The organism is Flagellimonas sp. B-3 (genome assembly GCF_056857835.1).
Map to the genome: position 1 here is coordinate 198,380 of NZ_JBSXNW010000018.1, position 23,630 is coordinate 222,009.

Here is a 23,630-nt window from a genome sequence, read left to right on the forward strand (position 1 = left end):
TCAACCCTTACCATTTGTTAACTTTAAATACAATCGCTTGAAATTGCGGTTGAACATCGTAATTTTACCACTAACCGAAAATTGGTTTCACATACAAATTTTAACTTTGTAGGCTTACAAATTATTGAAGACACAATGAGCAAGACACTATTTGATAAAGTTTGGGATTCCCACGTGGTAAAGCATATTGAGAATGGCCCGGATGTACTCTTTATTGACAGGCATTTGGTCCACGAAGTAACGAGTCCCGTAGCTTTTTTAGGATTAAAGAACAGAGGCATTAAAGTATTGTACCCAGAGCGCACCTTTGCGACCGCAGACCACAATACCCCTACGAGAAACCAGCACTTGCCCGTTAAGGACCCTTTGTCCGCCAATCAATTAAAGGCTTTGGAGGAAAATGCCAACGCCCATAACATACCGTATTGGGGACTTGGACATAGGAAAAACGGCATTGTGCACGTAATTGGCCCGGAAAACGGAATTACCGTGCCCGGAGCCACTATTGTTTGTGGAGATTCGCACACATCAACCCACGGAGCCTTTGGTGCCATTGCCTTCGGTATTGGAACAAGTGAAGTGGAAATGGTGTTGTCCACCCAATGCATTATGCAGCCCAAGCCCAAAAGTATGCGCATCAATGTTACTGGAGAATTGAGCGAGGCCGTGACACCAAAAGATGTGGCGCTTTTCATCATTTCCAAACTGTCCACCTCCGGTGCTACAGGATATTTTGTGGAATATGCGGGTGATGTTTTCAAAAATATGTCGATGGAAGGCCGTATGACGGTTTGTAACCTCAGTATTGAAATGGGGGCCCGTGGCGGCATGATTGCTCCGGACGAGAAGACATTCGACTACATCAAGGGAAGAGAATATACCCCAAAAGGCAAGGATTGGGATGCGGCAATGGAATATTGGAGCACGCTTTATTCTGATGGGGATGCTGAATTTGACAAAGAGGTCACTTTTGATGCGAGCGAAATCGAACCTATGATCACTTTCGGTACCAACCCGGGTATGGGCATTGGAATCAGTAATACCATTCCTTTAGCCGAAACGATTGATGGTGCCGTTGCGACCTACAAAAAATCCTTGGAGTATATGGACTACAAAGAAGGAGAGCCTATGGTTGGCAAGCCTATCGATTTTGTGTTCCTGGGAAGTTGTACCAATGGCAGGATTGAAGACTTTAGAGCTTTTGCCTCCATCATAAAAGGTAGAAAAAAAGCTGATAACGTAACCGCATGGTTGGTTCCCGGTTCCCACAAAGTGGAAGAGGCCATCAAAGAAGAGGGCATCTTGGATATTTTGACAGAAGCTGGTTTTGAATTGAGAGAGCCCGGCTGTTCGGCTTGCTTGGCAATGAACGATGATAAGATTCCAGCAGGTAAATATGCCGTAAGTACTTCCAACAGAAACTTTGAAGGACGACAAGGCCCAGGTGCCCGTACGCTGCTCGCTAGTCCGTTAGTGGCCGCTGCAGCTGCCGTTACTGGAAAAGTAACCGACCCAAGGGAATTAATGCACGAAGAAGTTTTAGCATAACAACTGAAAATTGAAAAATAATGGCTTACGATAAATTCAACATACTAACAAGTTCAGCGGTACCATTACCTATCGAGAATGTGGATACCGACCAGATAATCCCCGCGAGATTCCTAAAAGCTACCGAGCGTAAAGGATTTGGCGACAATCTTTTCCGTGATTGGAGATACAATTCCGACGGAACTCCAAAGGAGCAATTCGTTTTGAACAATCCTATCTATTCCGGAAAAATTTTGGTAGGTGGTAAAAACTTTGGTTCCGGTTCATCTAGGGAACACGCGGCTTGGGCCGTTTATGATTACGGTTTCCGTTGTGTGGTATCCAGCTTTTTTGCAGATATTTTTAGAGGCAACTGTTTGAACATCGGTGTACTTCCTGTTCAAGTGACTCCTGAATTTTTGGACAAAATTTTCAAGGCGATCGAGGCTGACCCAAAAACCGAGTTGGAAATCAACCTACCAGAACAAAAGATTACCATTTTGGCCACGGGTGAAAGCGAAAGTTTTGACATCAACGATTACAAAAAGGACAATATGCTCAATGGCTTTGATGATATCGACTATTTGTTGAACATCCAAGACGATATTGAGAAGTATGCCGAAAACACACCTCTGTAACCTATTGCTTGGAACACGACGGCATAAAAAATGAAAGCACGCACCATAGAAATTATGGACACCACCCTACGGGATGGTGAACAAACCTCTGGGGTTTCCTTTTCCGCATCGGAAAAGCTCACCTTGGCCAAATTATTATTGGAAGAACTCAAGGTAGACCGTATCGAAGTGGCTTCTGCCCGTGTTTCGGAAGGAGAACTACAGGCCGTAAAAAATATAACGGATTGGGCTAAAACGGAAGGTTATCTTTCCAAAGTGGAAGTATTGACCTTTGTGGACAATGGCGTATCCCTTAAATGGATGCAAGAAGCAGGTGCCAAAGTGCAGAATCTGCTTACCAAGGGTTCATTAAATCATTTAACCCACCAACTCAAAAAAACTCCAGAACAGCATTTTGCAGAAATAGAAAATGTAATTTCCGAAGGACAAAAACTAGAAATTGACACCAACGTTTACTTGGAAGATTGGAGTAATGGGATGCGAAACTCCAAAGAGTATGTGTTTCAGTTTTTAGATTTTTTGACAAAGCAGCCCATCAAGCGGGTATTACTTCCGGACACCCTTGGCGTGCTTACACACACCGAAACAGGAGCTTTTTTTAAAGAAATTGTTGAAAAGTATCCGAACACCCATTTCGATTTTCACGGGCACAATGATTACGATTTAAGTGTAGCCAATGTTATGGAGGCAGTAAAAGCGGGCTGTCACGGTTTACACCTTACCGTTAATGGCATGGGTGAACGCGCAGGCAATGCACCACTTGCCAGTGTTGTTGCCGTGATCAACGACTTTTTACCCGAAATCAAGATTGGTGTAAAGGAATCATCCCTTTACAAAGTAAGTAAATTGGTATCTGCCTTTACAGGCTTCAGCATACCTGACAATAAACCTATTGTTGGAGACAATGTATTTACACAAACTGCTGGAATACACGCAGATGGAGACAGTAAAAAGAATCTTTACTTCAACGATTTGCTTCCAGAGCGATTTGGCAGAAAACGCAAATATGCCTTAGGAAAAACATCAGGAAAAGCGAACATCCAAAAGAATCTTCAAGAGCTTGGTTTAACTTTGAATGACGACGAATTGAAAAAGGTTACCGAGCGTATCATTGAGCTTGGCGATAAAAAAGAACGTGTCACCAAAGATGATTTGCCTTACATCATTTCTGATGTATTGGACAGCAATCTGCATCAGCAAAAGGTATTTGTAAAGTCTTATGTGCTCACCCATTCCAAAGGATTGAAGCCATCCACCACCCTTTCCATAGAAATTGAAGGAAAAACTTATGAAGAAAGTTCTCAAGGGGATGGACAGTTTGATGCTTTCATCAACGCTTTGAAGAAAGTATACAAAAAAGAAGGCAGGGAATTGCCGAAATTAGTGGATTATGCCGTTCGCATCCCTCCAGGTAGTAATTCCGATGCCTTGTGCGAAACCATAATCACCTGGCAAACCAAGGAAAAGGATTTTACGACACGAGGTTTGGATTCGGACCAAACGGTATCAGCCATAAAAGCCACGGAAAAAATGCTAAACCTTGTTTAATGCAGATATCGGAAGTCAGAACGGGTAGTTACACAAATCAGCAATCAACAAATTACACAACAACCCAGTAATTGAATAACATAATAACTGAATAACCTAAGATACATGAAACTAAACATAGCGCTCTTGGCCGGAGATGGAATTGGCCCCGAAGTAATTGACCAAGCTGTAAAAGTATCTGATGCCGTTGCTGCAAAGTTCGGGCACGAAATTAGCTGGACCCCTGCCCTTACAGGAGCCGCAGCGATTGATGCCGTAGGCGAACCTTACCCGGACGAAACCCACGAAGCCTGTGTTGCTGCCGATGCCGTTCTTTTTGGCGCCATTGGTCACCCACGTTTTGATAACGACCCATCGGCCAAGGTACGTCCCGAGCAAGGATTATTGAAGATGCGCCAGAAACTGGGCTTGTTTGCCAATGTTCGTCCAACCTTCACTTTTCCCTCGTTAATTGATAAATCTCCATTGAAAAAAGAAAGAATTGAAGGCACCGACCTTGTATTCCTCCGTGAACTGACAGGCGGAATTTATTTTGGAAAGAGAGGTCGTGAAGACAACGACAATACCGCTTACGACACTTGCACTTATACTCGCGCCGAGGTAGAGCGTTTGGCCAAAAAAGGCTTTGAAATGGCGATGCAGCGTTCAAAAAAGCTTTGCTGTGTGGACAAGGCCAACGTTTTGGAAACTTCTCGTTTGTGGAGAGAAACCGTTCAGAAACTGGAAAAAGACTATCCCGAAGTAGAAGTGTCCTATGAATTTGTGGATGCCGTAGCGATGCGATTGGTGCAATGGCCAAGTGCTTATGATGTGTTGATCACCGAAAACCTGTTCGGAGACATTTTAACCGATGAAGCTTCCGTGATTTCTGGATCTATGGGATTGATGCCCTCAGCATCCTTGGGCGAAAAAACTTCCCTATTCGAACCTATCCACGGTTCATACCCACAAGCAGCTGGAAAAGATATTGCCAACCCTTTGGCAACGGTTTTATCCGCGGCCATGATGTTCGAAACTGCTTTTGGGCTGAAAAATGAAGCCGAAGCTATTCGAGAAGTGGTGAACAAATCGTTGGCCGAAGGTGTGGTTACCGAAGATTTGGCCGATGGCGGAAAAGCCTACAAAACCAGCGAAGTTGGGAACTGGTTGGCTGAAAATATTTAATCAATCCACATAAAAACCAATAAGAAAGCCCCGAAATTCGGGGCTTTTACTTTATTGCAACAGATATACTATCGAATGCTTCTTCCCTGTTTCTAAAATTACGATGCGTCATTCTGAATTTATTTCAGAATCTCATCATTTTAGTGGTCCAATCTTAATGAGAACCTGAAACAAGTTCAGGTTGACTAGAATTCTATTTTCTATAAGCTTGCTCCTTTGGAAAAAACTCGAAATGACATACAAGCATTTTCAGTCATTTCGAACGCAAGTGAGAAATCTGTTACTACAAAATATAATCCGTACTCAAGAAGTTACTCACTTTGGCCTCCATTAGTTGTTCCACGGTTTGATTGTTCAGCTCATTGTCTTTAAAAGCAACAAATGTTCTGATGGAGAAAGACCTCAAGGCATCATGCACGCTCAAAGTGGATTGCGCAGAGTCCTTTCTTCCCGTAAACGGGTAAACATCTGGTCCACGTTGGCAAGAACTGTTCAGGTTTACACGGCATACCAAGTTGGCCAAAGTATCAATCAATGGAGACAAGGTATACACATCCTTGCCGAACAAACTCACTTGTTGCCCATAGTTGGATTCCGCCATATCGTCCAACGGCTCTTCGATATCCTGAAACGAAAGCACAGGGATAATGGGGCCAAACTGCTCCTCTTGATACACCCGCATATCCTTGGTTACAGGATAAAGCACTGCTGGCCAGATATAATTATCAAAATGCTTCCCTCCTTTTTTATTGATGATTTTAGCCCCTTTTGCCAAAGCATCATCCAACAACTCCTGAATATAAGCAGGCTTATCAGGTTCGGGAAGTGGCGTCAAATTCACGCCGTCGTCCCAAGGGTTTCCAAATTTCAATCCATCAACCTTCTCTGCGAAACGCTTCAAAAATTGATCTTTTACTTCATCATGAACATACACCACCTTTAAAGCGGTACAGCGCTGCCCATTAAAGGACAAAGTTCCTGAAATACACTCGTTGATGGTCAAGTCCAACTCGGCATCAGGAAGTACAATGGCCGGATTCTTGGCCTCCAAGCCCAAAACCAAACGCAATCGGTTACTTTTTGGGTGCTGATCCTGCAAAGCATTGGCCGATTTACTGTTTCCTATCAAAGCCAACACATCCACCTTGCCCGTTTGCATTATCGGAGCCGCTACGGCCCTTCCTCGACCAAAAAGTATATTCACCACTCCTTTCGGAAAACTGCTCTGAAATGCTTCCAAAAGCGGTGTGATCAGTAGAACCCCGTGCTTTGCCGGTTTAAAAATGGTAGTGTTTCCCATAATGATGGCCGGAATCAACAAAGCAAAGGTCTCGTTCAATGGGTAGTTGTATGGACCAAGACACAAAACAACACCCAACGGGCCTCTTCGAATATGGGCATATACACCATCATGCTTCTGAAATTTAGCACTATCGCGGTCCAATTGTTTGTAATCCTCTATGGTATCATAAATATACTCAACGGTACGGTCAAACTCCTTATAGGAATCCGGTTTGGATTTACCTATCTCCCACATCAGCAGCTTTACGACTTCTTCGCGCTTCTGCTCCATCTTCTTGACAAAAGATTCCATGCATTCAATACGGTCCTTCACTTTCATGGTCGGCCAAAGGCCTTGCCCCTTATCGTATGCTGCCAAGGCGGCATCTAAAGCATCCAAGGCTTCTGCTTCACCCATATCCGGAACGCTCCCCAAAGTGGTGGGAGCATATTCTTCAGTTGATGAAATCGTAGAAACCACCGGGGTTGTTTCGCCTTCCCATTTACGTAATTCCCCATTGACCAAATATGTTTTTTGATGAATCTCTTCGGTAATCTGAAAAGCTTCTGGTATTGCTGTTGTAGTTGTTGCCATCAGTTGTTGTTTTAAGCGATTAGTGTTGATTAATGGTCGTCAATCCATACAAAACTAACACAAAATCCATTGAAAATGCTGTTGGTTCCACGCCAAATGCCTTCATATGGATTGAAAACCAAATTTAATAATAATGATACCTGAAAATGTTGGTGGCATCACACCAAATATTGGAACAAATCAGGTTTGTTGTTGAGATAATCCCCAAAGAAGTTGTTGTCTTTCATCCGTTGAATCAAAGGCTCTAGATCATCGGGCGATTTTAATTCCACCCCAACGATGGCAGGTGCGTTCTCCCTGCTCGACTTCTTTGAATATTCAAAATGGGTAATGTCGTCATTGGGACCCAAGATATCCACTACAAATTCCTTTAACGCGCCTGGACGCTGTGGAAACCTGACTATAAAATAATGCTTCAATTGCGCATAGAGCAAAGCTCTTTCCTTGATTTCAGCGGTACGGGTAATGTCGTTGTTGCTTCCGCTTACCACGCATACCACATTCTTACCTTTGATTTCTTCCTTAAAATAGTCCAAAGCCGCAATGGTTAAAGCACCTGCGGGCTCTACCACAATAGCATCCCTGTTGTAGAGGTCTAAAATCGTCTGACACACTTTCCCTTCGGGAACGGTAACCATTTTGTACAGATATTCTTTGCAAATAGGATAGGTCAAGGACCCAACTTTTTGGACTGCTGCCCCATCGATAAACTTATCAATGTTCTCCAGCTCCACTAATTCCCCTTGCTCAATGGATTTGAGCATAGAAGGTGCCCCTTCGGGCTCTATTCCTATTATTTTTGTGTTGGGCGATAATGCCTGAAACGTACCACATAGCCCCGATGCCAATCCTCCGCCGCCAACGGCCACAAAAACATAATCGATGGGCTCGTTGGATTGCTGCAGAATCTCCAAACCAACGGTTGCTTGGCCCTCGATGGTTTTTTCATCATCAAACGGATGGACAAAGGTTTTGTCTTTTTGGGCACAGAACAGTTCAGCTGCTTTTTTGGAATCGTCGAAAGTGTCTCCTTCCAGAACCACATCAACCCATTCCCCACCAAACATCTTGGTCTGGTCTATTTTCTGCTTTGGGGTCACCACGGGCATATAAATGGTTCCTTTGACCCGCAAACGACTACAGGCAAAGGCAACCCCTTGTGCGTGGTTTCCAGCACTGGCGCAAACCACGCCGCTGTCCAATTGTTTTTGGCTCAACGAACTTATTTTGTTGTACGCACCACGGATTTTGTAGCTGCGTACCCTGTGAAGATCTTCTCTTTTGAGAAGAATATTGGCCCCATGCGATTTGGAATAGCGGATACTTTGCTGCAAGGGTGTTTCCTCTGCCACTTGGGCAATGATCTTTGCTGCTTGATAAATATCCGCTATTTGCGGAAAATAGGTTTCCACAGTTTCACTCATAGGACCAATGGTTTTGTATTATCCGATTGGCTTCATTGCCGTCATGGATGCACGCAATCTGGCACCAACCACTTCTACATCATGCTCACGAATTGCTTTGTTCACCGCAATCAATCGCACGTTGTCCACGCCCGTATCCTTACCTTCTCCAAAATGCTTTCCAATGATATCGGTATCAACCTTCTTCATAAAATCGGTCAACAATGGCTTACATGCATGATCGAACAAGTAACAGCCGTACTCAGCAGTATCGGAGATAACGCGGTTCATTTCGAACAATTTCTTTCTCGCAATGGTATTTGCAATCAATGGTGTCTCGTGCAATGACTCATAATAGGCTGATTCGCCAATGATTCCAGACTCGGTCATGGTCTCATAGGCCAATTCCACTCCTGATTTTACAAAAGCGACCATCAAAACGCCATTGTCGTAGTATTCCTGCTCAGAGATATCCATATCTCCCGCTGGAGTTTTTTCGAATGCAGTTTCTCCAGTGGCAGCTCTCCAGTCCAATAGGTTTTTGTCGCCATTGCTCCAGTCTTCCATCATTGTTTTGGAAAAATGTCCGCTCATGATGTCGTCCATGTGCTTTTGGAACAATGGACGCATAATTTCTTTCAACTCTTCAGCCAAATCGAAGGCTTTGATTTTAGCTGGATTGGACAAACGGTCCATCATATTGGTGATACCCCCTTGCTTCAAACCTTCGGTGATGGTCTCCCAACCGTATTGAATCAATTTCGAGGCGTATGCTTCGTCCACTCCTTTTTCCACCATTTTGTTGAAGGAAAGAATAGATCCTGTTTGCAACAAACCACAAAGAATGGTCTGCTCTCCCATCAAATCTGACTTTACTTCCGCCACAAATGATGATTCCAGAACTCCCGCTTTATCTCCACCTGTTCCGGCAGCATAGGCCTTGGCTTGTTCCAAACCTTTTCCTTCGGGGTCGTTTTCTGGGTGTACGGCAATCAGAGTTGGCACGCCAAAACCTCTTTTGTACTCTTCGCGCACCTCGGAACCAGGACTTTTTGGGGCCACCATGATCACGGTAAGGTCTTCACGCACCTGCATACCTTCTTCCACAATGTTGAAACCATGGGAATAGGACAATGTTGCTCCTTGCTTCATCAAAGGCATTACTGTGCTTACCACATTGGTGTGCTGCTTGTCCGGGGTAAGGTTGATGACCAAATCAGCATCTGGAATCAATTCCTCGTAAGTTCCTACCACAAAGTTGTTCTCCTTTGCGTTTTTGTAGGATTGACGTTGTTCCTTGATCGCAGCTGGACGCAGGGCATACGAAATGTCCAATCCAGAATCACGCATATTCAGTCCTTGGTTCAACCCTTGGGCACCACACCCAACAATTACAATTTTCTTTCCTTTTAGTGCGGTAACACCATCAGCAAACTCGCTGGAATCCATAAATCTACATTTCCCCAACTGTGTCAGTTGTTCGCGAAGTGATAGTGTGTTAAAGTAATTTGCCATTTTTAATATTTGATTTTACGCTATTTAGTTTTCTTGAAATTCCTGTAATATTTCGCTGATCGGCATTGCCGCCTTGGTCACCGCGATTCTGCCCGAACGCACAAACTGCATGATGCCGTAGGGCAAAAGTGCATCGTGCATTTCGTCTATTTCGTGCCTGCGACCTGTTTTGGCCAAGGCAAAAAACTCACGGTTCACGGTTACGATCTGCGCATTGCTTTCTTTGATGATATTTTGAATCTGTCTTTCATCGAACAGCAAATGCGAAGCAATCTTGAACAATGCGGATTCTTGATAAATGGTTTCATCATCGGTGTGATAGTATGCCTTGATGACTTCAATCTGTTTTTCAATTTGACCTACTATCTTGCGTGTCCAATCCTCGGTGGTAAAGACCACAATCGTAAATTTAGAAACGCCTTCAATCTCTGATTTTGAAACATTTAAACTCTCAATATTAATGTGTCTCTTTAAGAATATCCCTGATATCCTATTGAGCAATCCCACATGATTTTCGGAATACACCGAGATGGTATACCATTGTTTTTCCATGTTCTCTTTTATTTTTTTACTGCAACTATAAGTCCTGTGGACCAGTCCATCTTTGTTATTGTAATGTCTTTTCTTTTTTCAATTGATTTGATCAATTGGTTTGCCTTTTGTTCATGTCCTTCCGGCCAATTGGGCTGTTTTTTCATATCGTCGATTACATAGTAACCGCCCTTTTTCAACAATCCCAAGGTTCTGTCCAAATGACTGTACTTTCCCGGCCACGCATCTGCAAATATCAAATCGAAGGATTCGCCTTGATACTCCTTCAGCCATTTTCCGCCATCGGTACAAATTAGCTTCAATCTATCTTCGTCTTCAAAAAACAGTTGGGCCACTTCAATAAGCTCCGAATCATTGTCAACGCTTAATATTGTTGAATCCTCGTCCATTCCCTGAATCAACCAGGACAATGATAGTCCGATGCCAGTACCCAATTCCAAAAACTTACCTGCTGGTTTCGATGCCACCAGTGTTTTCAACAAAGTACCAATATAAATATCGGAAGGCATGGTGAACCCCATCTCTTTGCTCTTCTCAAGCAAATCTTGATATTGCTTGGGCTTTTCTGTGATAGTGGATTGATCCATTTACTTCAACCTGATATCTGAAACGGATGCTCCTGATGGAATCATCGGGAATACGTTATCCTCTTTTTCCACCTTCACTTCCAAAAAATATGGGTCTTTGGATGCCATCATTTCCTGTACTGCCTCTTGAAGATCAGCTCTTTCGGAGACCCTTCTTGATTTGATATGATATCCTTCGGCAATCTTTACAAAATCAGGATTTGTCATTACGGTTGATGCATATCTCCTGTCAAAGAAAAGTTCTTGCCATTGGCGCACCATTCCCAAGTGGTCGTTGTTCAGCACCACAATTTTCACGGGGACATTGTGCTGGAAAATAACACCGAGCTCCTGAATGGTCATCTGGTACCCTCCATCACCAATAATGGCGACTACTTCACGGTCCATGGCGCCCATTTTGGCGCCGATGGCGGCAGGAAGACCAAATCCCATGGTTCCCAAGCCTCCAGAGGTTATATTGCTCTTGGATTGCTTGAACTTAGCGTAACGACAGGCAATCATTTGGTGCTGGCCCACGTCGGAAACCATTACCGCCTTGTGACCTGAAGCCATATTGATTTGCTCAATGACTTCACCCATGGTCAAGCCTTCCTTGGTCGGGTGAATATCTTTATTGATTAGCGTATCATATTCAATTTGGTACATCTTATCAAACTCAGCTTTCCAATCTTTATGCTCATTTTCATGTACTAAAGGCAATATCTCACTCAAAGTTTCTTTGGAATTGCCCAAAACGGCAACATCTACCTTCACATTTTTATTTACCTCGGCAGGATCTATCTCAAAATGAACAATTTTGGCCTGCTTTGCATAGGTGTTCAAATCACCTGTTACACGGTCATCAAAGCGCATTCCAATCGCTATGAGCACATCGCACTCGTTGGTCAACATATTAGGCCCATAGTTCCCGTGCATTCCCACCATTCCAACATTCAGCGGATGGTCCGTATCCATTGCGGATAGTCCAAGAATGGTCCATGCTGCTGGAATTCCTGTTTTTTCTACAAAGGCTTTGAGTTCTGCTTCAGCTTCTCCCAAAATCACACCCTGACCAAACACGATAAATGGTTTTTTGGCGCTATTGATCAACTCCGCAGCCTTTTCGACACTGTTTGGTTCTGCCTTTGGAACAGGTTTGTAGCTCCTGACCTTAGTACATTTTTCATACACAAAATCCAATTCGTCGAACTGAGCATTTTTAGTTATATCTATCAAAACCGGCCCAGGCCTTCCTGATTTGGCAATATAAAATGCCTTGGCCATTATTTCCGGAATCTCTTCCACCCTGGTAATCTGGTAGTTCCACTTAGTAACAGGTGTAGAAATACCTACGATATCCGTTTCTTGGAAGGCGTCGGAACCCAAAAGGCTACGGGTCACCTGCCCCGTAATACATACCATTGGGGTAGAATCTATCTGGGCATCGGCAATTCCTGTTACCAAATTGGTCGCTCCCGGCCCAGAAGTTGCCATGGCAACCCCCACTCTACCCGTAACCCTTGCGTAGCCTTGAGCTGCATGTGTGGCACCTTGCTCGTGGCGCGTTAGAATATGGGTCAATCTGTCTTGAAATTTATATAATTCATCGTAGACGGGCATAATGGCGCCTCCGGGGTAACCGTAAATCAAATCCACTCCCTCGGCAAGCAAACAATGGATAATGGCCTCTGCGCCAGTAATCCTTATTGCCTTTTGGTTTTTACTATCTTTTTTTTGTGCTTTTAATGTCTCCATAAGCCTATATTTAGGGAGATACCCCTACAATTATTGTTAAAACAAGTCGGTAACACAACCTTTGGAGGCGGATGATACCGTTTTGGCATATTTATATAAGCTTCCTGATTTGATTTTTAACTCAGGTTGCTTCCATTCTTTTCTTCGTTGTTCGAACTCTTCGTCCGATATATTGATGTTGATGGTGTTGTTTACGGCATCAATGGTGATTTCATCTCCATCTTTCACCAGAGCGATTCCGCCTCCCACTTGTGCTTCGGGGGAAACGTGGCCCACCACAAATCCGTGGGAACCACCTGAAAATCTTCCGTCGGTTATCAGTGCAACATCTTTTCCGAGTCCGGCACCCATAATAGCAGATGTAGGTTTTAACATTTCGGGCATTCCCGGAGCTCCTTTTGGACCTTCGTAACGAATGACTACCACATCGCCTTTTTGCACTTTTCCGTTATGGATTCCATGATTCACCGCAGTTTCGCTATCAAAAACACGAGCTGTTCCGGTAAACTCCAACCCTTCTTTGCCTGTGATTTTAGCCACGGCACCTTCGGAAGCGAGGTTTCCATATAAAATACGAATATGGCCGGTTTCTTTAATGGGTTGTTCCTTCTTTCTGATGATATCCTGACCTTCGGCCAAATCAGGGGCATCCAATAGGTTTTCCGCCAATGTTTTTCCTGTAACGGTCATACAATCGCCATGAAGCATGCCTTCCTTCAGCATATATTTCAACACTGCAGGAACGCCACCTACTTTATGGAGGTCTTCCATCAAGTATTTTCCACTTGGCTTTAAATCGGCCAATAAGGGAGTGGATTCACTAATTCTTGTAATGTCTTCCAAGGTGAAATCGACCTCAGCAGCGTGTGCAATGGCCATAAAGTGAAGCACGGCATTGGTAGAGCCACCAAGCACGGTGACCAACCTAAATGCGTTTTCCAATGATTTTTTAGTAACAATGTCCCTTGGTTTGATGTCTTCCTTCAACAAATGCAACAAAGCGGCACCTGATGCTTCACAGTCCGCCTGCTTTTTATCGTTTACCGCCGGAATGGACGAGTTGAACGGCATGGACATTCCCATGGCCTCAATGGCAGATGCCATAGTATTTGCGGTGTACATCCCTCCACAAGCTCCAGCTCCTGGGCATGCTTTATGGATGACTTCCTTGTATTCCGTTTCATCTATGGCTCCCGCCACTTTTTGTCCGTAAGCCTCAAAAGCGGAGATAATGTCGAGTTTTTTATTGTTGTGGCACCCTGGGGCTATGGTTCCACCATACACCAAAATGGATGGGCGGTTGAGTCGCAATTGCGCCATAAGGGCACCGGGCATGTTTTTATCGCACCCGACCACGGTGACCAATCCGTCGTAGCTCATGGCATGGATTACGGTTTCAATGGAATCTGCAATGATGTCCCTAGATGGCAAGGAGTATCGCATTCCCGGAGTTCCGTTGGAAATTCCATCACTCACCCCAATGGTATTGAAAATAAGCCCTACCAAATTGGATGACTCCACCCCTTTCTTTACATCGAGGGCCAGATTATTCAAGTGCATATTGCAGGGGTTACCCTCATAGCCTGTACTTGCTATTCCGATTAAAGGTTTTTGTAAATCTTCGTCTGTGAGCCCAATCGCATGCAGCATAGCTTGAGCTGCTGGCAGTGTTGGGTCTTGTGTAACTTTTTTGCTAAACTTGTTCAATTCCATTGTCAAATTTCATTCAAATACAGTATTCTTCTGAATTTATACCGCAATTCAAAGATAAATGTTTAAAAAGCCCTAGATTTTTAACAGTTGTTGGCTGTTTAAATCCACTGGAAACATAATAAACATAATTTACTGTTTTTCAGTTTTTTAGATTGATTAAAATTCCAATATTCAATTAATTTTATTGTAATAAAAAAGGCCTGTATCGTATGGGATACAGGCCTTTTTTAGTCAATAGCAAGTCTGTATCACTCCATTTCTGAAATAATAATGACCTCTACAATGACTTGATTATTTATTTTCATACTTCAATGGTACGAAAAAATAAGGTTTGGTTTATAAATAAAATGAAAATTGTTTCTAAACAAGTTTAAAATTCAGCTCATCCCCATACTTTTTCTGCGCCAAAATGGAGATAGACTCTTCCGAAAGTTGAAGTATTCTGGGGTAGCCCCCTGTGGTTTGTCCGTCCTTCATTAAAATGATCATACGTCCTGCGGGTGTCAATTGTATGGTGCCTGGCAAGGTCCCAGAGGTCAACATGGAATGTGAATGTCCCGTAATTAATTCCGAAAGTTGGTAGGCCATTCGGTTGTTTTCTTTGGATATGGTAAATGGTTTGGCAAAAATCTCGGTGAGTTGGGCATCGGATAACAATGAAAACTCTGGGCCTTTGTATACCTTTAGTTTATTTATTTCGAAATGTTCCTCAATCTTTACTTCTGATATTTTTGGTTCGTAATCCTTTGTTTCCGTGTATGGTATCTCATCGCCATCTTTTACCCTGGCCGTTTTGGTAACAGGAAAGAATTGTGAACGGCTGTTGAGTACCTTTTTTGATTGAAAACCGCCTTTAACCGCCAAATAGCCTCTAAAGCCTTTCTCCAGCCTGCCATACGATAAAATATCGCCCTTTTCCACCTTGATCACCGTGTAATTATCAATAGGTTCATTGTTCAGGGTGGCAACAATATGTGCTCCGGACAAACTAATATACGTATCGGTATCAAACTGTAGTGTAGGCCCCGTCATGGTAATTTCCAAAACGGCATCATTCTCATCATTCTCCAGTAAAAGATTGGCCTTTTTTACAGATTCCACATCCATTGCTCCAGAAATTGGAACACCAATATCCCGGTACCCATACCTGCCTAGGTCCTGGATGGTTAAATAAAGGCCCGGTTTCAATACTTTAAGCATTCAAAACAACTTTTTCGGGTTCGTAAATGCCTACTTCGCCTTCAATTTTATGGAGCTTGTACTCTGCTTTTGATATGCTCTCGAACTGTATCTTGTCCCCTACTTTTACAAAACAAGGTTCCTTTTTACTTGGGTCGAACAAGTTTACGGGACAATTCCCTATAATGTTCCAGCCCCCTGGTGAATCTTGCGGATAAATACCGGTTTGCTTGCCGGCCAATCCCACCGAACCCTTTTGAACCTTTAATCTAGGTTCTGCTCTACGGGGAATCTCCAAAGATGTTGGAAGTCCGCCCAAGTACATAAAACCTGGCAAAAAACCGATTCCATACACCACGTATTGATGCGAGGTATGCTGCTTTATAAGTTCTTCTATTGAAAGATTGAGGGTTTTGGCCGTTTCTTCCATATCCACTCCAAACTCAAGTTCGTAGCATACAGGAAGGGTCCATAAATGCTGTACTCTTTCTGTTTTTGATTTGGACTGTTTTTCTTGGCAGCCAAGAATCATGTTTTTGGTTTCCTGAAAATCTATGTGGTCTTGGTTATAGACCATGGTCAACGAATTATAGGCAACGGACATTTCCCAGCCAGAAATTTTCAGCGCTTTAAAAGCGTCCATAAAATCGAGGATATCTGCCAAAATGGATTCACTTACCTCTTCGGGCCATTCCACTAAAACAGCTCGTTCTCCGAAAGGCTTGATGCTAATGGGGTAACTTTTCATTTTTGTATCTGCACCTGGTTCTTGGCTAATGCTGTTGAAAGATACATTAATATTTTTAAGGCAGAAACCGTATCGCCATGAATACAAAGGGTATTGGCTTGGATTTCCTTGGATTCACCATCAACCGATAAAACTCTACCTTTTTTAATAATGGGCAAAATATGATGCAACACCGCTTCGGGCTCTTCAATTAGTGCATTTTCTTGTTTTCTGGGGACGAGCGACAGATCGGAATTGTAGTTTCTGTCCGCAAACGCTTCAAACCAAACCTTAAAACCCTTTTCCATTGCCATTTTTGCCATTACTGAACCAAAGGGAACGTAAAGAATGGCCTTTTCCCTATAATCAATAATGGCCTCCAAATATATCTTTGCCAAATTCTTGTCCTTTGCCGTTTGATTGTATAATGCGCCATGTGCCTTAATGTGGTGCAATGTGATTTGTTCCTGTTCCAACACCTCATCAAAAGCTGCCAATTGCTTTCTAATACTTTGTATTAGGTCTTGGTTTGAAATGTCCATCACTTCCCTGCCAAAATTGGCCTTGTCCGGGTATGATGGATGCGAACCCACTTTAAGATGGTGTTCTTTGGCCAGTGAAGCAACCTTCAGCATGGTTTCTTGATTCCCTGCGTGACCTCCGCAAGCAATGTTGCAGGAACTTATGTAAGGAAAAATATCGGCTTCGTTCCCAACTCCTTCGCCTACATCACAGTTAATGTCTATTTGCCATGTTTTCATTGGGTTGTTGAGTTATTGGGTTATTGGGTTATTTTGTTATTGCGCTAAAAGTCTAAAATCTGATGTCCGAAGCGGGTGTTCTGTTTTGGAATTTGGTACTTGGAATTTGGTGCTCACCACTGGTGTCCAAAGTGTAACGTTGAACGCCCGACCGCCTGTAGACACAAATTTCACGAACTACCACAAATACTTTTGCGCTTGAACTTGACACTTGAACTTGAGTTTTTTGACTGCACACTGCTTACTGAATTAAAAAAAACCTATCACTTTAAATATACTTTTTGCTCCAAGAAATATAGCGAATACCACAATGGTAATTCCCAGTACATTTTGTACCAGTGAGTTCTTGTTTTCTCCCATCACGGATTTTTTGTTCACCACCCATAACAGCAACAAGGCCATCACGGGAAGTAATATTCCGTTGGCGACCTGGGCAAATTGAATCACCTCGATTGGTTTTATATCAAAAGAAAGGAAAACCACACCGCATAAAAGCACAATGGTCCACACCATTTTGAATTTTCTATTCTGCATACCTCCTTGCCAACCAAAACAACTACTGGCTACGTAAGCTGCAGCCAAAGGCGCTGTAATGGCAGAGGTAATCCCTGCTGCCAATAACCCTGTTGCCATAAAGTAAACCGCCATTTTTCCGAATAGGGGTTCCAAGGACTTGGCCATGTCCAATGCATGGTTGATATCCGAAATTGGTGCCGCAGAAGCCGTAATAAGTATGGCTATGGAGACCATTCCGCCCAAACCAATGGAGATGATGGTGTCCCAATTAACAGCCTTTAAATCGTTTTTGGAATTCCATTTTTCCTTTACCAATGATGCATGCAAAAAGAGATTGTAGGGTACTACCGTGGTTCCCACCAAAGCAATAACCGTTAGCAAACTTCCTTCGGGCAATTGTGGCACAAACATTCCTTTGAGGATTTCTGAAATTGATGGCTGGGTGATGATGGCTGAAATCACAAAACTCAATCCCATAATGCCGACCAACCCAACAAATATCTTTTCTAAAATCTTATAGCTACTAAACCAGAGCAACAGAAATATAACAGTACCAATTATTGCTGGCAAAAAAGGTTTTATTTGTTGTTGTGGCAAAAGCTGTTCAAGTCCAAGAGTGGCACCGCCAATATTACCAGCTTCGTAAGCCGCATTTCCCACTAAAATAGCACCCAAAACTATTGCAATTACAAAATTTCGGATCCATGGTGTTTTAAGTTCGGTTCTAACCACATCCACGAGAGCGTTTTGGGTCACCAAGCCGATTCTACCGGCCATGCCCTGCAATACAATGGTTGCGATAATGGATACCAATAATGCCCAAATTAAAGCGTAGCCAAAGCGTGCTCCGGCCAAGGTGCACATGGTTATGGTTCCCGGGCCCACAAAAGCGGCTGCGACCAACACACCCGGCCCTATTTTTTTAAACATTGGTTCTTTGGTTTAGGAGCGATTAAATTAACAGGATATCTGGACAAAATATGCATTTCATCCAAAAAAGTGTATTTCATCTAAAAGTGGATTGCCGTACATCGAATTTTTATACTATTTCAAGAATCTCAAAGTTATAATATCACCAAATCATACTTAGACTTAAACTTGACAAAAACTTATGACATGTAAGGATTGCGGCAAAGACATTAACCCCCAACAGTTTAAGGATTCGAAAGAGTCTTTAGGTGTAGCGCTTTGCGAACGACATACAAAACTGATCAAAAAAGTAATACTCGACAATGACACCCCAATTGACGCCATACATTTGTTTTACGCCTTAAAAGACGCCGGAGTTCACCCTATGCTGGAGTGGTGGGATGGAAAAAGATCAGTTGATATTGCGATTTCCCGTGTTAAACTCAACATTGAGATTGACAAGAATTACAATATGATAACCCATGAACAGGCAATAAACGATCTGGAAGATGCCATGCATTCTTTTAAGAATGGGTTTACCACCATAAGAATTCCACATTTGGCCATTAAATACTACTTAGATGAAACCGTAGAAAACATTTTGGGCATTATTGCAGGCTTAAAGGCTAATATTAAGGCAATTTAATTGCAGAACTGTATACTGTCCTCCCTTTTGGTTTGCTTGTATTCCAAAATATTGATGACCATGGTATGCTCTCCGATATTCTCCAAGTCGTTGATGTAGTCTTTGCCCCTATTTTCAAAGAAATCGGTATCGCCGGGGTTTAATTTGATCATATCTATTTTTCCGTTGCCGTAACGGGTGATCACCAAACCTCCGGTGGTACATACCCAACCATAATTGGTATTGTGTCTTCTAAAAGAAAGTCGATTCCCAGGAGCCAAGTGCAAATCCCATAATTTTATGCTCTCGTCTTCAAAAACCAATCTATTGCTCAACGATTCCTTAATTTCTTGATGTAGCAACTCATCAATCCTTTCTTGCTCCCAAGGGTCAAAGTTCCCTACTGGGTTCAATTCCACACATTGCATATTCTCTGAATTTTATAAAATCGTGCAAAAATAAGGCATAAGACATTTAATAACAGACGTTTAATCAACATTTAACTATTTCCTTGAGTATCTTTCCAATTAAGGTTGTGCTATTGCGAATTTGTTGAAGAACAGCTCTTTAAACTATATTTTATCCAATACGATTTTCTTTTGATGTGGTTTGTTCCAATCAACCCAACCAACCTTCCCTGTCCAAACTACGGTATTGGATAGCCTCAGAAATATGATTTTCCACTACATCTTCGGACTGTTCCAAATCAGCTATGGTGCGGGATACCTTCAAAATGCGGTCGTAAGCCCTAGCAGAAAGGTTTAAACGCTGCATGGCATCTTTTAAAAGGTTTTTGGAAGACTCATTCAACTTACAGAACTTTCTAATGTGTTTCGTGCCCATTTGAGCGTTGTAATGGATGCCTTCAACTTCTTGAAATCTTTGGGTTTGGATCTCGCGTGCGGCTTCCACCCTTTTTCTTATTACAACACTACTCTCCCCTTTTCGCTCTTCGGACAATTTGTCAAAAGGAACAGGGGTTACTTCAATATGGATGTCTATTCTATCCAACAACGGACCCGATATTTTTCCCAAATACCGTTGCATTTCCGCAGGACTGGAAGTCACTGGAGCATCGGGGTCGTTAAAATAGCCTCCAGGACTCGGATTCATACTGGCTACCAACATAAAGCTACTGGGATAGGTTACCGTAAACTGCGCCCGTGCAATGGTCACTTCCCTGTCTTCCATGGGCTGTCGCATCACCTCCAAAACCCGACGTTCAAACTCTGGAAGTTCATCCAAAAACAGCACGCCATTGTGCGACAACGATATTTCCCCGGGTTGGGGATAGCTTCCCCCTCCTACTAAAGCTGCGCTACTAATCGTATGATGGGGATTGCGAAATGGGCGTTGGCTCATCAACCCCTTATTTTTAACTTTCCCCACAACACTATGTATTTTAGTGGTTTCCAAGGCTTCGTGAAGCGTCATCGGAGGCAAAATGGAGGGTAATCGCTTCGCCTACATGGTTTTTCCTGCCCCGGGTGGACCGATCAAAATAATATTGTGCCCACCTGCAGCGGCAATTTCCATACATCGCTTTATGCTTTCTTGCCCCTTTACATCGGCAAAATCAAACTCAGGAAGATGAAGATGCTCGTAAAACTCCCGTCTTGTATCTATCTTGGTCTGTTGCAGTGGCACATCTGCATCAAAAAAGTCGATAACCTCCTTTATGTTTTCCACACCGTACACTTTCAGCCCATCCACTACAGCAGCTTCGTTCGCATTTTCTTTGGGTAAAATAAATGCTTCAAACCCCTCTTCCTTGGCTTTTATGGCAATGGGCAAAGCACCTTTTATGGGTTGTAGGCTTCCGTCCAAAGAAAGCTCTCCCATGATCAAATATTTATTAATGTCTTCTGAACGGATCTGGCCAGATGCCGCCAAAATACCAATGGCCAAAGTAAGATCGTAGGCCGACCCTTCTTTTCTTAAATCGGCCGGAGCCATGTTGATGGTGATTTTTTTGCCGGGAATTCGGTAACCATTGTTTTGAAGAGCCGCCGCAATCCGGTAGTTACTTTCCTTTATGGCATTATCGGGCAATCCTACCAAGTGATACCCAATGCCTTTATCTATGTTGACCTCTACGACAATGGTGGTTGCCTCAATGCCAAATACGGCACTACCGTAAACTTTTATGAGCATGATGGAATTTCTCTAGTTGAAAAAAGACTGAAAAATAGCCAATCCCACTTCAAAAAGAACTCCCTTTTGACGAATACCCCGATTTGAATTGACGAATGCCCGTTTTGAATTAACGGAAGATCAAAATGGATGCAGCGGTTTCTTGGATTTCTTGCTTGTTCATCATCATTTTACGGAACTTTCCATTGACATACATTTCGGCTTGATCATCGTAGTGTTTGCTAAAAGGGTTTCCGGATTGCCCCGTTGGTAATATGCTGATACTGTTCTCCACATCCGAAAAATCAATGACACGTCTTGTGGACGGACCAGAACTTACTTTGTAAAATCCTGTGCTGTCATAAGGGAACGATAGGTTGTTGATGACCTCACGAGTTCCTGTAACCGGGAACGGGCCCACATTAAAATATTTACGGAGCGACGCTACTTGCCCAAACGGGTGTTGGTGCTCCAGAGTGTGTACTTTATCCCAAGTCCACTGGCTAGGGTCGGGGCCAAAGTCCTTAACTAGGGAACTCCAAGCATCGGCAAAGGATTTAATGATTATGTCCTGTCTTGTTTCAGTAATCTCCTTAGTGTTTATGTTGTCCCACCATTTCCCATTTTCCATTTTGGCTCCCCAAGCAATCTGTCTTTTGAACAAATGAGTTTTCAAAAACTGTTTGAACATTTCTGGCCCAAGCTCGTCCTCCATGGTATTCTTTATCATAAAATAGAGTGCTCTATGGTAAAGTGTTGGACTAGTACTCGTTAAAGCGTATTTTCCGTTCCAATTCTTTAAAGAATCTACCATAACCAACTGTTCGGTGGTTAAATGGGTTACATCCAACAGTTTTATCAATTCTGTAACCAATTCCGTGTTTACCGGCGAAGTAACATCCAGCATCATTTTTGAAATGGACTCCTTGTCCCAATCGTCTTTTGCGTCGAGTAGTTGAACTATTCGCTTGGCACGGTTCTCGGGCAAATAATAGCCAGGATACAACATTCCTGCAATAGAATCTGGTTGATTGTTGGCAGAATACACATAATTCCAAGGTGGGTTTTCGGCCCTGGGATTTTCTGAAAAGTCCAAATAACGTAGCGGCTCCTCTTTCCCTGTGGTTCCATCCAAAATAAACTTGGTGGATAGGCCATCGGGCATTTCGTAAAGTTTTGCTGTAGCCCACCAGGCCACATTGCCCTCGGCATCGCCATACATTACATTAAGTCCAGGTGCATGGATGTTGGGCAAGGCGCTTTTAAACTCCTCCATATCGGCGGCATGGCTCATACTGTAAAGAGCGTGCATCACCCTATTTTTGGGTTTGGTGTATATCCAAGACATGGCCACGGGCCGTTCTTTGGAAATTTGGTCGGCAATGTTATTTAGAACAGGGCCGTGATGCGTTTTCTTATAATTGAAAACCACATCATCCCCATCCTTTACTTTGATGGTTTTATGGATAAATTCATAATCCTTCCAGCCCTCTAAGGTTTTGTATTTAGTACTGTCGGATGGATGGGTTTCTTCGTAATAAAAATCAATATCGTCATTCTCGAACATGGTGAGGCCGTAGGCCAGCTTTCTATCATGGCCTAACAATGGAAAAGGAACTCCAGCTAAATGATACCCATATTTTTCATAGGCCGGGGTACTTACATGGGCCTCGTACCATACAGAGGGTTGGGCGAAACCTATATGTGGGTCGTTGGCCAAAATCACTTTACCGTTTTTGGTCTTCTGTGGAGCTACCACCCAGCTATTGCTCCCTTCAAACTGCGGAATGGGAAGTTTATCCAAAGCTGCCGTTACACTTGCGGTAATATTTGTTCCCAAAGTATCTATTTCGACTCCCTTAAAGTTTTTAATCCAAACCGTGGAAGTATCCGAATGTACGGCCAAGTCATCAATATACTCCTCACCTAGTTTATTGCGCATACTTGTCAATAAGGGGTCCGTTTTGTGCGCCATGGCAAAACTAAACGCCATATATCCAACGGCATTGTAGACATCTTCAATGGTGAATGGCTTTTTTTCAATCCCTGTCAAATAAAACTCAATAGGTGTTGGCCCGTTTTTTATAAACTCATTAATGCCATCCAAATAAGCTTGAGACAGCTTTATGGCCTCACTCTGCATGTCCAATGCTGCTATTGTTTCTTTGGTATGGTCGGCAATACCCAAAGACAGGAAAAACTTGTCGGTTTTGATCATGTCCGCACCAAAAACTTCGGAAAGTTGTCCTTTGGCCACCCTTCGCAACAATTCCATTTGCCATAATCTATCTTGGGCATGTACATAGCCCAATGCTCTTATGGCATCTGTTTCATTATCTGCATAAATATGGGGAATCCCGTAGGGGTCAAAATAAGTGGTTACCTCATTGGAGAGACCCGACAAGGTTTTTTCTCCACCATAATCTGGTTTAAGACTGTTAATAAATATAGCAATGCCAATAATTACAAGTAGAAGCAATCCTGCAAGAACAAGAAGAATCTTTTTGTAGTTTTTCACGAAGA

The 23,630-nt window shown here is 43.0% G+C and carries 18 protein-coding genes and 1 pseudogene; 5 read left to right on the top strand and 14 right to left on the bottom strand.

Annotated elements, in window-relative coordinates:
- Positions 1-135: 135 nt before the first annotated feature.
- From leuC to leuB, 4 genes are all read left to right on the top strand, one after another.
- Positions 136-1,548 carry a 3-isopropylmalate dehydratase large subunit gene (gene leuC, locus AC13CS_RS07100; RefSeq protein WP_293163420.1) on the top strand — a complete coding sequence of 471 codons (1,413 nt, stop codon included), beginning with the start codon at positions 136-138 and terminating at the stop codon, positions 1,546-1,548.
- 20 nt (positions 1,549-1,568) lie between these two features.
- Complete coding sequence (gene leuD / locus AC13CS_RS07105; RefSeq protein WP_293163423.1) at positions 1,569-2,165, top strand: 3-isopropylmalate dehydratase small subunit; 597 nt, start codon at positions 1,569-1,571, stop codon at positions 2,163-2,165.
- Between the two features lie 30 nt (positions 2,166-2,195).
- Positions 2,196-3,713 carry an alpha-isopropylmalate synthase regulatory domain-containing protein gene (locus AC13CS_RS07110; RefSeq protein ID WP_293163426.1) on the top strand — a complete coding sequence of 506 codons (1,518 nt, stop codon included), beginning with the start codon at positions 2,196-2,198 and terminating at the stop codon, positions 3,711-3,713.
- A gap of 105 nt (positions 3,714-3,818) precedes the next feature.
- Positions 3,819-4,877 (top strand): 3-isopropylmalate dehydrogenase, encoded by a 1,059-nt coding sequence (gene leuB / locus AC13CS_RS07115; RefSeq protein WP_293163429.1) that lies wholly within the window; start codon positions 3,819-3,821, stop codon positions 4,875-4,877.
- Positions 4,878-5,160: 283 nt separating this feature from the next.
- Here the strand turns inward: leuB and AC13CS_RS07120 are convergent, their stop codons facing one another.
- The 11 genes from AC13CS_RS07120 to AC13CS_RS07170 all read right to left on the bottom strand — a co-directional run bounded on the left by AC13CS_RS07120 (position 5,161) and on the right by AC13CS_RS07170 (position 18,370).
- Positions 5,161-6,753: an NADP-dependent glyceraldehyde-3-phosphate dehydrogenase gene (locus tag AC13CS_RS07120; protein WP_293163432.1), complete on the bottom strand. Its 1,593-nt coding sequence runs from the start codon at positions 6,751-6,753 to the stop codon at positions 5,161-5,163.
- 158 nt (positions 6,754-6,911) lie between these two features.
- The gene (gene ilvA, locus AC13CS_RS07125) at positions 6,912-8,177 is read right to left on the bottom strand and encodes a threonine ammonia-lyase (RefSeq protein WP_293163434.1); all 1,266 of its coding nucleotides are present in this window, start codon (positions 8,175-8,177) and stop codon (positions 6,912-6,914) included.
- Positions 8,178-8,195: 18 nt separating this feature from the next.
- On the bottom strand, positions 8,196-9,671 hold the full coding sequence (gene ilvC, locus AC13CS_RS07130) for a ketol-acid reductoisomerase (protein ID WP_293163437.1): 1,476 nt from the start codon (positions 9,669-9,671) through the stop codon (positions 8,196-8,198).
- Between the two features lie 24 nt (positions 9,672-9,695).
- The gene (gene ilvN, locus AC13CS_RS07135; RefSeq protein WP_293163440.1) at positions 9,696-10,223 is read right to left on the bottom strand and encodes an acetolactate synthase small subunit; all 528 of its coding nucleotides are present in this window, start codon (positions 10,221-10,223) and stop codon (positions 9,696-9,698) included.
- Positions 10,224-10,231: 8 nt separating this feature from the next.
- Complete coding sequence (locus AC13CS_RS07140; RefSeq protein ID WP_293163443.1) at positions 10,232-10,810, bottom strand: methyltransferase domain-containing protein; 579 nt, start codon at positions 10,808-10,810, stop codon at positions 10,232-10,234.
- Positions 10,811-12,544 (bottom strand): biosynthetic-type acetolactate synthase large subunit, encoded by a 1,734-nt coding sequence (ilvB, locus tag AC13CS_RS07145; protein ID WP_293163445.1) that lies wholly within the window; start codon positions 12,542-12,544, stop codon positions 10,811-10,813.
- 36 nt (positions 12,545-12,580) lie between these two features.
- Positions 12,581-14,257 (bottom strand): dihydroxy-acid dehydratase, encoded by a 1,677-nt coding sequence (ilvD, locus tag AC13CS_RS07150; protein WP_293163448.1) that lies wholly within the window; start codon positions 14,255-14,257, stop codon positions 12,581-12,583.
- Positions 14,258-14,617: 360 nt separating this feature from the next.
- On the bottom strand, positions 14,618-15,457 hold the full coding sequence (locus tag AC13CS_RS07155) for a 5-oxoprolinase subunit C family protein (protein WP_293163451.1): 840 nt from the start codon (positions 15,455-15,457) through the stop codon (positions 14,618-14,620).
- Positions 15,450-16,184, bottom strand: a complete 735-nt coding sequence (gene pxpB / locus AC13CS_RS07160; protein ID WP_293163454.1) for a 5-oxoprolinase subunit PxpB — start codon at positions 16,182-16,184, stop codon at positions 15,450-15,452. Before pxpB ends, AC13CS_RS07155 begins: the two co-directional genes overlap by 8 nt.
- On the bottom strand, positions 16,181-16,924 hold the full coding sequence (gene pxpA / locus AC13CS_RS07165) for a 5-oxoprolinase subunit PxpA (protein ID WP_293163457.1): 744 nt from the start codon (positions 16,922-16,924) through the stop codon (positions 16,181-16,183). Before pxpA ends, pxpB begins: the two co-directional genes overlap by 4 nt.
- Positions 16,925-17,173: 249 nt before the next feature.
- On the bottom strand, positions 17,174-18,370 hold the full coding sequence (locus AC13CS_RS07170; RefSeq protein WP_293163460.1) for an Nramp family divalent metal transporter: 1,197 nt from the start codon (positions 18,368-18,370) through the stop codon (positions 17,174-17,176).
- Between the two features lie 181 nt (positions 18,371-18,551).
- Between AC13CS_RS07170 and AC13CS_RS07175 the strand changes: the two genes are divergently transcribed.
- Positions 18,552-18,995 (top strand): hypothetical protein, encoded by a 444-nt coding sequence (locus AC13CS_RS07175; protein WP_293163463.1) that lies wholly within the window; start codon positions 18,552-18,554, stop codon positions 18,993-18,995.
- Here the strand turns inward: AC13CS_RS07175 and AC13CS_RS07180 are convergent.
- The 3 genes and pseudogenes from AC13CS_RS07180 to AC13CS_RS07190 form a co-directional block, all read right to left on the bottom strand.
- A complete protein-coding gene (locus AC13CS_RS07180) occupies positions 18,992-19,402 on the bottom strand; it encodes a hypothetical protein (protein ID WP_293163466.1) in 411 nt (136 codons plus the stop codon). The two genes, AC13CS_RS07175 and AC13CS_RS07180, sit on opposite strands and share 4 nt — an antisense overlap.
- A 190-nt stretch (positions 19,403-19,592) precedes the next feature.
- A pseudogene (locus AC13CS_RS07185) lies at positions 19,593-21,128 on the bottom strand (YifB family Mg chelatase-like AAA ATPase).
- Positions 21,129-21,237: 109 nt separating this feature from the next.
- Complete coding sequence (locus tag AC13CS_RS07190) at positions 21,238-23,625, bottom strand: penicillin acylase family protein (protein ID WP_482888701.1); 2,388 nt, start codon at positions 23,623-23,625, stop codon at positions 21,238-21,240.
- Positions 23,626-23,630: the final 5 nt, after the last annotated feature.